The sequence below is a fragment of the Ligilactobacillus murinus genome (assembly GCF_003288115.1).
In the GTDB taxonomy this organism is placed as follows: Bacteria; Bacillota; Bacilli; order Lactobacillales; family Lactobacillaceae; genus Ligilactobacillus; species Ligilactobacillus murinus.
Genome location: NZ_CP023565.1, coordinates 39,542 through 52,988 on the forward strand (window position 1 = coordinate 39,542; position 13,447 = coordinate 52,988).

17 protein-coding genes are annotated in these 13,447 nt (G+C 38.2%); 16 read left to right on the forward strand and 1 reads right to left on the reverse strand.

What is annotated here, in order from left to right; genetic code table 11:
- The first annotated feature begins 351 nt into the window (after positions 1–351).
- The 11 genes from CPS94_RS11510 (at position 352) to CPS94_RS11685 (ending at position 6,739) form a co-directional block, all read left to right on the forward strand.
- On the forward strand, positions 352–477 hold the full coding sequence (locus CPS94_RS11510) for a WXG100 family type VII secretion target (RefSeq protein ID WP_238145357.1): 126 nt from the start codon (positions 352–354) through the stop codon (positions 475–477).
- Positions 478–508: 31 nt separating this feature from the next.
- Positions 509–1,000 carry a hypothetical protein gene (locus tag CPS94_RS00225; RefSeq protein ID WP_112193124.1) on the forward strand — a complete coding sequence of 164 codons (492 nt, stop codon included), beginning with the start codon at positions 509–511 and terminating at the stop codon, positions 998–1,000.
- A gap of 11 nt (positions 1,001–1,011) precedes the next feature.
- Positions 1,012–1,683 (forward strand): hypothetical protein, encoded by a 672-nt coding sequence (locus CPS94_RS00230; RefSeq protein WP_112193122.1) that lies wholly within the window; start codon positions 1,012–1,014, stop codon positions 1,681–1,683.
- A gap of 185 nt (positions 1,684–1,868) precedes the next feature.
- Entirely contained in the window at positions 1,869–2,195 is a 327-nt protein-coding gene (locus CPS94_RS00235) for a hypothetical protein (RefSeq protein WP_112286306.1), read from the forward strand.
- A 251-nt stretch (positions 2,196–2,446) separates the two neighbouring features.
- Positions 2,447–2,866, forward strand: a complete 420-nt coding sequence (locus CPS94_RS11265) for a hypothetical protein (protein ID WP_162626384.1) — start codon at positions 2,447–2,449, stop codon at positions 2,864–2,866.
- A 31-nt stretch (positions 2,867–2,897) separates the two neighbouring features.
- The gene (locus CPS94_RS00245; protein ID WP_112193116.1) at positions 2,898–4,529 is read left to right on the forward strand and encodes a T7SS effector LXG polymorphic toxin; all 1,632 of its coding nucleotides are present in this window, start codon (positions 2,898–2,900) and stop codon (positions 4,527–4,529) included.
- Between the two features lie 18 nt (positions 4,530–4,547).
- Positions 4,548–5,216 carry a hypothetical protein gene (locus CPS94_RS00250; protein WP_004051213.1) on the forward strand — a complete coding sequence of 223 codons (669 nt, stop codon included), beginning with the start codon at positions 4,548–4,550 and terminating at the stop codon, positions 5,214–5,216.
- A complete protein-coding gene (locus tag CPS94_RS00255) occupies positions 5,213–5,656 on the forward strand; it encodes a hypothetical protein (RefSeq protein WP_004051212.1) in 444 nt (147 codons plus the stop codon). The genes CPS94_RS00250 and CPS94_RS00255 overlap by 4 nt, the downstream gene beginning before the upstream one ends.
- Positions 5,657–5,666: 10 nt before the next feature.
- Positions 5,667–6,125 carry a DUF5085 family protein gene (locus CPS94_RS00260; protein ID WP_089135702.1) on the forward strand — a complete coding sequence of 153 codons (459 nt, stop codon included), beginning with the start codon at positions 5,667–5,669 and terminating at the stop codon, positions 6,123–6,125.
- Between the two features lie 14 nt (positions 6,126–6,139).
- A complete protein-coding gene (locus tag CPS94_RS00265) occupies positions 6,140–6,397 on the forward strand; it encodes a hypothetical protein (protein WP_004051207.1) in 258 nt (85 codons plus the stop codon).
- 216 nt (positions 6,398–6,613) lie between these two features.
- Positions 6,614–6,739 (forward strand): transposase, encoded by a 126-nt coding sequence (locus tag CPS94_RS11685; protein ID WP_004051204.1) that lies wholly within the window; start codon positions 6,614–6,616, stop codon positions 6,737–6,739.
- Positions 6,740–6,977: 238 nt separating this feature from the next.
- Here CPS94_RS11685 and CPS94_RS00275 read toward each other — a convergent pair whose 3' ends face one another.
- Entirely contained in the window at positions 6,978–7,454 is a 477-nt protein-coding gene (locus CPS94_RS00275; RefSeq protein WP_004051193.1) for a GNAT family N-acetyltransferase, read from the reverse strand.
- 312 nt (positions 7,455–7,766) lie between these two features.
- Here CPS94_RS00275 and CPS94_RS00280 point away from each other — a divergent pair, with 312 nt between their 5' ends.
- From CPS94_RS00280 to CPS94_RS00300, 5 genes are all read left to right on the forward strand, one after another.
- Positions 7,767–8,699, forward strand: a complete 933-nt coding sequence (locus tag CPS94_RS00280) for a PLP-dependent cysteine synthase family protein (RefSeq protein ID WP_004051191.1) — start codon at positions 7,767–7,769, stop codon at positions 8,697–8,699.
- The gene (locus CPS94_RS00285) at positions 8,700–9,839 is read left to right on the forward strand and encodes a trans-sulfuration enzyme family protein (RefSeq protein WP_004051189.1); all 1,140 of its coding nucleotides are present in this window, start codon (positions 8,700–8,702) and stop codon (positions 9,837–9,839) included.
- A 174-nt stretch (positions 9,840–10,013) separates the two neighbouring features.
- Positions 10,014–10,628: a matrixin family metalloprotease gene (locus tag CPS94_RS00290; protein ID WP_405256533.1), complete on the forward strand. Its 615-nt coding sequence runs from the start codon at positions 10,014–10,016 to the stop codon at positions 10,626–10,628.
- Positions 10,629–10,681: 53 nt separating this feature from the next.
- Positions 10,682–11,233, forward strand: coding sequence for a GNAT family N-acetyltransferase (locus CPS94_RS00295; RefSeq protein WP_004051185.1), 552 nt, complete (start codon positions 10,682–10,684; stop codon positions 11,231–11,233).
- A 107-nt stretch (positions 11,234–11,340) separates the two neighbouring features.
- Positions 11,341–13,422 carry a DNA topoisomerase 3 gene (locus tag CPS94_RS00300; protein ID WP_004051183.1) on the forward strand — a complete coding sequence of 694 codons (2,082 nt, stop codon included), beginning with the start codon at positions 11,341–11,343 and terminating at the stop codon, positions 13,420–13,422.
- Positions 13,423–13,447 lie beyond the last annotated feature (25 nt).

Here is a 13,447-nt window from a genome sequence, read left to right on the forward strand (position 1 = left end):
TCCATAACTAAAATATTACTTATGCATTAATGGAAGTTAAATATCTTAAATTTCAGTGATTTATATAATTATTTTTTAATCAACGGTATAAAAGGATGAGTTCTTAATTTCGAATAAACTATATAAAAATAATTAATTATATTATGAAAAAAATTTAGATATATTGTTAGAAAAACAGGTGGTTTTAGGTTATAGTTGCCTTGTTTTAGAATTAGAATAATGTTATTATTTGGTGTGTTAAAAATAAGTGAAAGGTGGGGTCCACATATGGGCGCAATTTCCGTAACTCCTGAATAACTACGGGCTTCGGCAAAAGTTTACATTCAAGCATCTCAAGAGATCCAACAACAGATGCGACGGGTACAAAATGAGAATAACACGATAGCAAATGAATGGCGCGGGCAAGCTTTTCAAGCTTATCTCCAACAATTTGAACAATTGAAGGGGAATGTTGACCAAATGACGCAGCGATACTAAAAAGATCGTAGCTCCTCAGCAAAAAGGGAGCTTGAAACTCAAAGATTATCTTAAAGAAGCCAAGAGTAGTGCCTTAAAAGAGCTGAATTTTAAAGCAATGTTCAAAGATCTTAGTAAAGCTAAAGGATTGGGACGAGTTATCCCTGGAATAAACATTGCCAGCAAGACTTTATCGCTCTATGACGGTTTCAATGAATCAACTAAGATGGCAAACGAACATAAGTTAAAAGGTAAGGCAAGGGCAATGAGTCTGATCGGGGGCACAGCAGTTGACCTAGGTGATATGGCTGTGACTGCAGGAGTGGCAACTGTTGGTGGTATGTTAGGAACAAGTGCAGTTGTTGCAGGTGCTGGGATTTTAGGTATAGCAACAGCACCTGCTTGGTTAACGATAGGTGTTGGAGCTGTCGCGTCTGTAATAGCATGTAAAGTTGTATCTGATCGCATAAAGAGTAGCGATCTTAAATCATTTGTAAAAGAAAAATGGAATGATTTTTTGAATTTTAATTCTAGAGAGATATAGGGGGAAGGTAATTGAAACAGGCTTTTAGAAAAGCACAATATCAAATTGTGACTGTGCTTATTTATAATAAGGGGGAAAATAGTATAGCAATGCTATTTGATTTCATAGTAATTTTAACTATATTATCTAGAAAAATACCTTCATTTTTATACCAATATAATATAGCTAAGTGTTTACTATATTTTTATACAGTAAATTTGGCACTATTACTAATCTGTAGGGTATTTTGGAATTGTTACTCGAGGTTTAGATATGTTGGAATTGTTGAAGTGTTTTCTAACTATTTAACTATGTGTATAGCCCCCTTTTTTATTGGAAGTGAATTAGGTATTTCGATGAAAAATATTATTGTCAGCATAATAGCGATAATAATATATTATATTATTTCTATGATTTTAAGTTCTTGGTATGGTAATAGAAAAGAGATTATAAATAAAATTTCTCATTACATTTTTTATGGAGTAGGTATAGTTACATTGATTACAATCCCTATAGGTTATTTCTTGAACAATAATATGTTGATGGGACTAGGGGCTATAACTTTTGCGATGATGGGTACTTTAAAATATATTCCGTATTGGCTAATATTAGATACTACTTATCGCCGTAACTTAATAAAAGAGTTTGGCCCTATAGGCATTGAGAAATCTGCAATTTTTGCATCAAAAAAGAAAAGCAAATAAATTGCTTATTTTAATGACATTAGGGAGTTAAAAGATGAAGAATTTGATATAGGCGAAGGCTTAGCAACTAGAAATGGATTGACACAGATAAAGATGCATCTTTTAGACAGGTTGAGCAACACCAAGGAATAAACATTGCCAGCAAGACTTTATCGCTCTATGACGGTTTCAATGAATCAACTAAGATGGCAAACGAACATAAGTTAAAAGGTAAGGCAAGGGCAATGAGTCTGATCGGGGGTACAGCAGTTGACCTAGGTGATATGGCTGTGACTGCAGGAGTGGCAACTGTTGCTAGTATGGGTGCAGTGGGAGTTACTACTTTTATAGTGGGGGTAGCACCTATATGGCTTACTATTGGTGTTGGGACTTTAGCTGCAGTATTTGCTGCTAAAAAAGTATCTGAATTTATTGATAAGTATGGAATAAGAAAGAAAGCAAAATGTTTAATAGATGATATTTTGAAAAATGGCGTAAACAGCACACAAAAAATAGTAGGAACTAGTGTATGATAAAAAAAGCTTATAGAAAAATAATGTTTCAATACGTAACTAGGTTAAATTATGATAAATTTGAAAACTCGATAATGTTAGCGATAAATAGCTTGTTGTCATTTTTATTTATATGCTTAAATTATTTAAAAATAGCATCAGTGATTCCATATCAAAGTAAGATAATGTACTTCTACTTGATAACATTTTTTCTATTGGTGGCCGTGCGACTTGTTTGGAAGTGGTATCACTCGAGGAAATGGGCTGGAATAGTGGAAGTAGTTTCGACATATGTAAATACCATAATAGTAGTTCTTATATTAGCAGATTTAGCAGAGATTTCAATTGAGCAATTAATTATATATATAGTAATTGTAGCTATATTCTATGCTGTATATTTAGGATTATCTGTTTGGTATGAAATACAAGGAGAGACAGCAGATTTATTTTCTAAAAAAATAGTAACTGTAATTACTAGTATAGGTGTTATTTCAGGGATACTAGGAGAGATTACAGATACCGAATTCTTTTGGAATGTGGTAACTCTCTTATTGGCTATGCTTAGTTCAATAAAAATTGTTAACTATTGGCTGATTTTAGATACACCTTATCGTCGTAACCTGATAAAAGAGTTTGGCCCTAAGGATATTGATAGGTCGGCAATTTTTATATCAAAAAAGAAGAGCAAATAAATTACCTTTTTGATGATATTGGGGGGAGAAGATGAAGATTGATGTGGGAGAAGTATTAACGACCAGAAATGAATTGTCACGGACAAAGCAACTTCTTTTGGGCAGTTTGAGTGATGCAAAAGTGGCAGCTGATTCGGTCAAGAAAAGTAGTGCGTTGGCAGGCCAAGTAAAAAAGGCTGTTGAAGCAGAATATGCTAATTATAAAATTCCGTTTATCAAAGTGCTTGAAGAATCATTGATCGGCCTGGTGAATACCTTTGATCAAAAAATCGATGACTTCAAAAAAACTGTGGAAGAGACGGCAGATGATGCGGTGATCGATACGCAAACGATCGATGAGTTGAAACAAACACTTCAGACAAAGCAAAATGAACTAAAAGAATTGGATGCTTCGTTTAAAAAAACATATAGTAGTGTTTCAGATATTGTCAGTGTGCATGTGCCAAGTATTGGTGGGATAACCAAAGAGTTGTCTGATACCAAAAAGGTATATGAGAACACGAAAAAATGGCTCGAAAGTTTTGAAAAGCAAAATGAAGCTTTTCAAACGATCGATGATCAGCTTGAACTACAGCTAAAAGCAGTCGGTAGTGTCGGGGCTGAAGTTTCTAAGGGTTACGGGACATTAAATACAGGCTCGTATTTATTCAATCCTAGTTATTTGACAAGTTCACAAAAATTCGACAAGGATATGCGGGCAACTGTGATCAAAAGAAATCCAGCATTGGAGATGTTGAGTGGCACAGATCTAGATACACGAACATTGAATGATATCTCAAAAATGATCGGTGACTTAAGATGGGGCAAAGGTAAATATAAGATCGCTAAAGATACACAAAAGTATTTGATAAGTGCATATTTAGTGGCAGCTTTAAAGCAAGATAGTAAAGGGCGGATCGGATTTAAGACAGCTGAAGAGTTGTACCAAGAAATAGAAAAACATCTCCCCAAGGCTGCCCGAGAAAAGTTAGAAAAACCTTTGAGAAAATTGATCGAGCATTTGGATAACAAGTATATCGTCAAAGCATTTCAAACTTCAAAATCAGGACTATCAAAGAAAAACATGCGTGTTTTGATCGATATCAAAGCTAATGTTGTCAAGGGCGGTGAGAAGTTGACCAAACAATTGTATATCTACGATACTAAAAAGATCGCAGATCCTCTTCAAAAAGGGAGCTTGAAAGTCAAAGACTATCTCAAAGAAGCAAAGAGTAGTGCTTTAAAAGAGCTGAGTTTTAAATCAATGTTCAAAGATTTTAGTAAGGCCAAAGGACTAGGCCGAGTTGTCCCTGGAATAAATATAGCCAGTAAGACATTATCGCTCTATGACGGTTTAAACGAATCGACTAAGATGGCGAATAAACATAAGCTGAAAGGCAAGTGGAAAGCAATGAGTTTGATTGGTGGCACAGCAGTTGACCTAGGTGATATGGCTGTGACTGCAGGTCTATCGACTGTTGGTAGTATGGCAGGTGCGAGTCTCGGCACTGCTGCATTGGGCCTTTTCGGTGTTACAACGGCACCGGTATGGTTAACAGTGGGAACAGGAGCTGCGATTGCTACTGTTGCAGCTGTAGGGGTATCAAAAATTTTAAATGATATGGGAGCAAGAAAATTCCTTAAAAATAAGTGGGATAGCTTTTTAGGAAAATTTGGTAGTTAAAAAATATGAGGTAAGGATATGAAAACATCTTTCAGAAAAGTGTTATATCGATATATAAGCAAATTTAGATACAACAAGTTGGAAAATACAATATTTATAATGGTAAACGCTAGTATATTATTTTTGCTTTATATAGGGATCGAAGCAGAAACATTACCATCACGTATTATTCCATATATTTATAGAGACAAATTATTGATGTTTTATGTAGTCACTACGTTATTGCTAATATTTTTAAGAATAATTTGGCCTTGGTATCATCGACTTAGATATGCTGGAATCGTTGAAGTAGTATCAAATTATGTAGATGTGATCATAATTGCAGTATTATTTGGGTGGGTAACAGGTGCTAATAAAACATCTATGAGTATTGCAGTATCTATAGTTTTGTTGTTTGATGCTGTTATTTTTACAGTGGGAGCAATGTATAAAAAGATTGCCCAATACATGATATATGTAACCGTTATTGCAGGTCTGGTAAATATTTTCCTTTATTTTATTACAGATAAGGAAGTTTTTGTGAATTTGTTAGGTATTCCGGCAGGTTGTATTTTATCATTTAAAGTTATTCCATATTGGCTAATATTAGACACACCCTATCGTCGTAACCTGATAAAAGAATTTGGTCCTAAAGACATTGATAAGTCGGTAATTTTTGTATCAAAGAAAAAGGAGAGAAATAAATGAGAGTAGTAGCATTACATCAAGAAAATATGATGACCATCGAGCGTCATCTAAAGAGCGAACAGTTGGTAGATCTAGTTGAATATATCGACATGATGGGATATGGCGAAGGGGTCTATAAGACAGGTCCAGCAATGGTATCCCTGCCGACTGATCAGTTTTTGGCAGATGAGATCGATTTTAAGGCTTATGCCCCGATAAGCGTTGAGGTCGAGCTTGAGGAAAATCCTTTTGATTGGCAAGCGATTTTGGATATTCCTGAAGCCGTGACAGAAACAGTTCGCTTTGGAGATGAGATCAATGATGCCTATCAAAAGATCATTGACTTTCTCAAGGAAAAAAATCTACCGATCCCAGAACGATTTTTTATGGTGTTTACCCCGATCTATGCTGATTATTGGGTAGACTTCATCTTTCCGATCAAGCCGATCGAAGAAAAGTAGGTGAAAAGTGATGATAGCACATGGACAAAGCATTACTGCAAAAAATGTTATTAGTTTAAATTGCGTTGTTGATATGGAAATGATGAATGCAGCATTTACAGATTTTATCGATAATGTGACCCAAGCAGGCTACACACCTGTCGGAAATGTATTTTTTGCTAATGGAGGCGAGTTGATGCAGACTGAGGCGATCCCGATGCAACTTTTTGTCTCAGTGGAAGAAGATTATCATGGTGGCTTGACTGAAGAGTTCAATTACCGTACTTATTTTCAAGTGAGAAGAGTACTGCAAACGCGTGTTAAAGGGATGAGTCAATTGGATTTTGCACGTGGGATGGAAACTTTAGGGGAAGCTATAACAAAATTAGATGGTGAGTATCCAAACACCCCGACATTTTTTGTTTTCACTGAATTTGAAGGCGAGGTTTATACTGATATCGGTGTGGGATTACAATTTGAAGAAAGCTAAGGGAGGTATTTTAGATGGGAAAAGTCGGAGTCTATTTTCAAGAGTGGCAAACGACAGTAAAAAGGAATCAAGCCGCACTTGACCGAGTGGATTCTCTTAAACAGGTAGAGCTTAAGAAGACAGACTTAAAGCAGTTTAGAAATGTAAATCAGACGATCAAGCGCTTTAATCAAGCACTAAATGCGTTGAAAGATCAGACGGTAAATGAAACACAACAACTGATCCAGCTAGGGTTAAATAAGCAAAATGACGATGCACAATACGGAAAGTAAGTTAGGTGGTCGATATAATTTAGTCGTTTCTTCTACAAAAGAAACGCTGAAACAAGCAACTTTTGCAGACCTGAATTGTCAAATCAAGTTAGAAAAAGGCTAACTGCTCATTTGTAGGTTATAATGCCCTCTAAGTATACAGATGAAATAGAAAATTCATCTTATTGAAGTAAATCCCCTAAGTTGGACAAAAGAATCTGACTTAGGGGGGTTACTATGACTAAATTTAGTTTTGAAGTTAAACTTAAAGCTGTTCGAATGTATTTAGCTGGTATTGGTTCATCTACTACTGCCCGAAAATTAGGCATTAGTACCTTGACTCCAAAAATTTTGTATGAATGATAGTTCGCTTATGGTAAGATGATTATAGGTCATTTGTGATTTTTCTTTACTTTTGTTTGTAGTTACTCAAAAGTCTATCACAAATGGCTTTTTTATTTTTCTAACTTGATTTTACAAACTGCGTCTAACTTAATTTTACAAACTGCGATAAACAAAAATCCTAATTCTGGCGAGTGCTAGAATTAGGCTGGATAGAGGTTCATTTAGGTATTTGCATTAGAACCAGTATTTTTTTCAGTCATTTTTGATAGGCAAGGCGTGGTGCTTGCTCCTCGGTCAAGATGATCCCACAATAAGTAAAACCATTTTTTTCGAGTAGATGTTGCATACGTTTATTATTTTGATGGGTGTCGATTCGAATGTTTGGTTCGAGCTGTTCACAAAAAGCTAGAGCCTTACTAAAGGTGCCTTTGATTTTACCGTTCCCAGCAATGCGATGGATCGTACCATAAGGCTGGTCATTGAGCCAAGCACCATCGATCTGCTGATATGTTGGATCTTCACCTAAGATAAAAGCAAAGACACCCCCGATGTTTCCGGCTTCTTCAATGACATAGAGGTGTTTAGCGGTAATATCAGCTTTTAAGAGATCCAAGGGCGGATGACTCTTTCCCCATTGGGTAGGATTGTTGTCTTTTGCCATTTGAGTGCGGGCAAAAGCATAGATTGCACTGATCGCGGGGAGATCAGCGGTAGTAGCTAAGCGAATAGGCAAGCGTATTCCTCCTCGTTAAAATATTTAACTTAATTTTAGCAAAGAAAAATTTTTTCGCAAGAGGGATTGCATTTACGAAAAGTAAGTGCTATTGTATTGATAACGATTTGAAAAGAGGAATTACGATGAAGACTTTAGTTATCAACAATATGGCTCATACATGTTGTCCTTCTTCGCGCCAGCTAGCGAAGAAGGTCCATTTGAGTTGAGTTTTTTAACGTAACTAGGGGACTTCTTCAACGTAAGAGGGCGCAGACTTTTTTAAGTTTGCGCCCTTTTTTTCTACTCAGATCGCAGAAAGAAGGGAAGAATATGATATATCAAGATGTATCACAGCTGATCGGCCAAACACCGCTGATGAAACTTGCAGTCGAAACACCCAATCATGTATCGATCTATGCCAAGTTAGAGATGTTTAATCCAGGTGGCAGTATCAAAGATCGCTTAGGGGAGTATCTCATGGATGATGCCCAGAAAAAAGGCTTGTTGACAGCAGAAACGACCATCATTGAACCCACTGCGGGCAATACCGGGATCGGTCTAGCTTTAGCAGCTCAAAAACGGGGCTTAAAAACGATCTTAGTCGTGCCCGAAAAATTTAGCCAAGAAAAGCAGATCTTGATGCGTGCGCTAGGTGCAAAAATAGTACATACGCCAAGTGGATCAGGGATCAAAGGTGCGATCGCTAAAGCCAAGAAATTAGCTACTCAGATCCCGGATAGCTACTTACCGCTACAATTTGAAAATCTAGCTAATCCAGCTGCTTATGCAACTAGTTTGGCTCCAGAGATCGTTACCGAATTTACAAAAAACAAGTTGAGTTTGGCTGCTTTTGTAGCCGGTGCCGGCAGTGGGGGGACGTTTGCTGGAATTACGCAAGTGTTAAAGCAAAAATTTCCTGGGTTAACAGCAGCAGTAGTTGAACCAGAAGGCTCGATCTTAAATGGTGGCGCTTCTCACAGTCATTTGACTGAAGGGATCGGAGTTGAATTTATTCCGCCATTTTTTGCTAAAACTAAGCCAGATGTGATCTATACGATAAGTGATCGAGAGGCTTTTGAACAAGTCAAGCAACTGGCGCTGACAAATGGTTTATTCGTTGGAAGTTCGAGTGGCGCTGCTTTGGCGGCTAGTCTGAAATTAGCAAAAGAGCTCCCTCAAAACAGTAATATCGTCACGATTTTTCCCGATAGTTCAGAACGTTATTTAAGTAAACACATTTATCGATTCGAGGAGGAGATTTAAATGAAATTTGATTCAAAGTTGATCCATGGTGGTATCAGTAGTGATAAGACAACAGGTACGGTGAGTGTACCGATTTATCAAGTCTCGACCTATAAGCAAACAGAACTGGGAGGAACACCAGCTTATGAATATTCTCGAACTGGTAATCCAACGCGCCATGCACTGGAACAGCTGATCGCAGAGTTAGAAAATGGTACGCGTGGTTTAGCTTTTGCTTCGGGATCGGCAGCGATCCATGCTGTTTTTAATTTATTTTCTAAGGGAGATCATGTTGTCGTAGGAAATGATGTATATGGCGGAACTTTTCGGTTGTTGAATACAGTCTTAAATCGTCTTGGCTTGGAATTTACAGCCGTCGATACCCGTGATTTAAAGGCAGTCAAACAAGCGATCCAGCCAAATACTAAGGCGCTCTATTTAGAAACACCGACTAATCCTTTGTTACATGTCTCTGATCTGAGTTCATTAGCTGACTTGGCCCATGCTAACGAGTTATTGGTGATCGTGGATAATACCTTTGCGACCCCATATTTGCAACGGCCATTAGATCTAGGCGCTGATATCGTGGTCCATAGTGCTTCAAAATATCTCGGAGGCCATAGTGATCTTGTGGCAGGCTTAGCAGTTACTAAGAGTCAAGACCTCGGGGACAAATTAGCCTACTTACAAAATGCGATCGGGGCTATTTTAGGGCCACAAGATAGTTGGTTATTATCGCGGGGGATCAAGACATTAGCGGTCCGGATGCGCGCGCATAACGAAAACACTAGAGCTATCTTTGAATTTTTGCAAAAGCACAAAAAAGTTGCTAAGATCTATTATCCTGGTGATCCAAGTGCGCCAGAGTATGAACTTGCCAAAAAACAAATGCGTGATTTTGGGGGGATGATCTCATTTGAATTGGTAGCTGGAGCTGATGTAAAAGCCTTTATCGAATCCTTGCAGTTGATCACGCTAGCAGAAAGTTTAGGTTCAGTGGAAAGCTTGATCGAAGTACCTGCGATCATGACACATGGAGCGATCCCACGTGCGATCCGGCTAAAAGATGGGATCAGCGATGAATTGATCCGCCTATCAGTGGGGATCGAAGCAAAAGAAGATCTGCTCCAAGATTTAAAGCAAGCTTTAAAATGGGCCTAGGCAAATTTAAAGAATTCTTTAAAAGTTTTAAGTTAAAAGTTGTGTACAATTAGTAAGTACAGGGAGCAAAAAATAATTGCGAGGTGACGCAAAATCAGAATTTTACGTTTCATTTGGAATCTATTTTTGACCCTTTTTATCACTGCTAGCTTAAGTTTGGGCTTGTTGTGGTTTATGACTAGTCCTTACGTGCTCCCAGTTGTGCGTGAGATACAGACTTTGGTAACTAAGATCATTCCAGCTCAAGGAAAGCTACCGAATGTCAAAACTGAAAGCATATCCCAAGGTGATCCAACGGCGCAAAGTTATTCTGAAGATACCAATGCGCAGGCGTCAAATGGCGCCCGTTGGAGTAAAAACACAGCGACTGTTTATCTTGAAGCAAGTGATGAACGCTTCCGAACCGCCTATTTAAGGGCGATCGAAAATTGGAACCAAACTGGGGCTTTTAACTTTGATTTGACTGATGATAAAAAACGAGCCCAGATCATTTTAAAACAACAAAATGATGCCAATACCAGTGCAGCTGGGGTGACGCATACCATGATAAATCAATTGACGAATCGTCTGACCAGTGCAGATGTCTATCTCAATTCCTATTATTTACTGAATGCGCAGTATGGTTATTCCCAATTACGGATAACTAATACAGCAGAACATGAATTAGGGCATGCGATCGGTTTGGCGCATGATGATGAAAATGTCTCAGTGATGCAATCGGCCGGATCATATTATTCGATCCAACCAAAAGATATCGAAGCTGTAAAAGCACTCTATCAAGAAGGCTAGAGTTATTAGGAGAGGTCTGCTATAGTTGAGAAGTAGCAATGAGGAGGAAATTTATGACTTTGAAATTAGTTACAGCGACTCCAGCTGATCTACCTAAGATAAAAGAATTATATTTGAGTGCTTTTCCAGCCGTAGAACGGATCCCTTTTTGGCTGTTAAAAAAGCGCACTAAGACCGGGATAGCCGAATTTTGTAGTCTCTATGACGATGATAACTGGGTCGGTTTTATCTACACGGTCAAAAATGCCGAACTGGTCTATGTGTTCTTTTTGGCGATCAAAGAAACTGAGCGCTCTAAAGGGTATGGCAGTGGCTTGATGGAGCTCATAAAAGAACGTTATCAAGGGCAAGTGATCGGCTTAAGTGCTGAAAAGCCTGATGCAACTGCGGCTAACAACCATGAGCGTTTACGGCGTTTGAAGTTTTATGCTAAAAATGAGTTTTTACCGACTGATTTTTATACAGCTGAAAAAGGTGGCGTGGAGTTTGAGTTTTTGACCCAAAATGGGCAAAAGATCAGACCACAAGCTTATCCAGAGTTAATGGCGCAATGCCTAGGACTGTGGCAAAAATTCTTATTACCGATCAAAGTAGTTAAAGATTAGTCAAAAAAGTGGTTCATTTGGGCCACTTTTTTCATTAGCTTGAAAAATTTGCAAAAAAGTGGATTAAATTAGATAATAAAAATTATCAAACTTAAAGGAAGAAAAAAATGAAACGATTAGTGTTGGCAGAAAAACCAAGTGTTGCCCGTGATCTAAGCAAGATCTTGGGAGCAGACCAAAAACACAAAAATTATTATGAAGGCAAAGATCATGTCGTTACTTGGGCTCTTGGGCACTTATTGACTTTGAAGATGCCGGAAGATTTAAAAAATGAATGGCAGACTTGGCAAATGGAAACTTTGCCAATGATCCCTAAGTGTATCGGGACTAAGCCGTTGCCTAAAACCAAAGCACAATTAAAAGCGATCGCTAATTTAGCTAAACGAAAAGATATCTCAGAAGCGATCATCGCTACTGATGCGGGGCGTGAGGGCGAATTAGTAGCGCGCTGGATCTTGGAATATATTCGTTTCAATAAGCCAGTCAAACGTTTATGGATCTCTTCACAAACCAATAAAGCGATCAAAGAAGGATTTGCTGCACTAAAACCAGCTAAAGCTTACGATGATCTTTATTATTCAGCCTTAGCTCGGGCTAAAGCTGATTGGCTGATCGGATTGAATGTGACGCGCGCTTTAACGGTCAAGTACCAAGATAATTTATCTGCTGGTCGGGTCCAAACGCCAACTTTAGCTTTGGTCGCTAAGCAAGAAGAAAAGATCAGCAAATTTATCCCGCAAAAATATTTTACGCTCAGTCTCGAAGTTGCTGGTCAAAGAGCAACTAGGGTCCAAAAAGATCCTTATGCCCTAAAGGAGCGCCAAGCAGTAGATGAACTCGTTAAAAAGCTGAGTTCCCAAAATGGTAAAGTCGAGCAGATCACGGCTAAAGATAAGACGATCCCGGCCCCTTTACCATATGATCTAACAGAATTACAGCGCGTTGCTAACGAAAAGTATGGTTATTCAGCTAAAAAGACCTTGTCATTAGTCCAAAGTTTATATGAAGTTCACAAGATCGTATCTTATCCTCGGACTGATAGTAAATATCTGTCTAATGACTTAAAAGTGACGTTAAAAGATCGTTTACATGCAATCGCTGGTTTGTTTCCAGAAGCTAAGCAGTATGCTGTTAAGGGGGCAAAAGTCGTTCAAAATAAAGCTTTTAACGATGCTAAGGTGACAGATCACCATGCTTTGATCCCAACTGAACAGTTGCCACAATATAATAAGCTTAATAGTGATGAACATCGGATCTATACTTTGATCGCCGAAAGATTTGTGGGGTTATTTGCAGCGCCTCACAAAGAACGCCAAGAAAAGATCGTGTTTGTATTTGGTAAGGAACATTTTAAATTGACCCAAACCAAAGTCATTGAAGCTGGTTGGAAAAAGAAGGAAATCCCAGAAAAGTCAGTCGCTAAGTTTAGCGAAGGCATGCAAATTTCGCCGCGTTTTACGGTCAAAGAAGCCTTAACGACTCCACCTAAACCTTTGAGTGAAGGAGCGCTTTTAGCTCAAATGGAGCGTTATAGCTTAGGGACACCAGCGACCCGCGCGGAGATCATCGAAAAATTAGTCAAATCAGAACTGATGGAACGGACTAACAATAGTTTACGGGTGACTAAAAAAGGCCAACAATTGCTGGAATTGGTCAATGAAGAGCTCGTTAGCCCACAATTGACTGAAAAGTGGGAACGACAACTTGAACAGATCGCTAAGGGAAATTATGATAGCAAAAAATTCTTACGTGAGATCGAAACTGATACGAAGCGTTTAGTTCGTGAAGTCAAGAATAGTCAACAAAAATATCAAGACTTTTCATTGACTAAGAAAAAATGTCCTAAATGTGGTGCCTTTTTGAAGGAAAAGAAGGTCCGGGATGGTAAATTGCTAGTCTGCACCAGTGAAAGTTGTGATTATAAGCGCCGCGCTGAGGCAAAAGTCTCCAATCACCGTTGTCCAGTTTGTCATAAGAAGATGTTGATCGTCAGTGGCAAAAATGGTGATTATTTCAGATGTAAATATGATGGTACGACTGAAAAATTAACTGGGGGCAAAAAGAAGAACAAGAAGATGACCAAACATGAAGAAAGACGGCTTTTAAAGAAGATCAATCAAGATGATGAACCGCAAGAAAGTGCTCTAGCGCAAGCTTTAAAAGCTGCGTTAGGTGATAATAACGTTTAAAATAAATAACGCCCATAAGTAACGT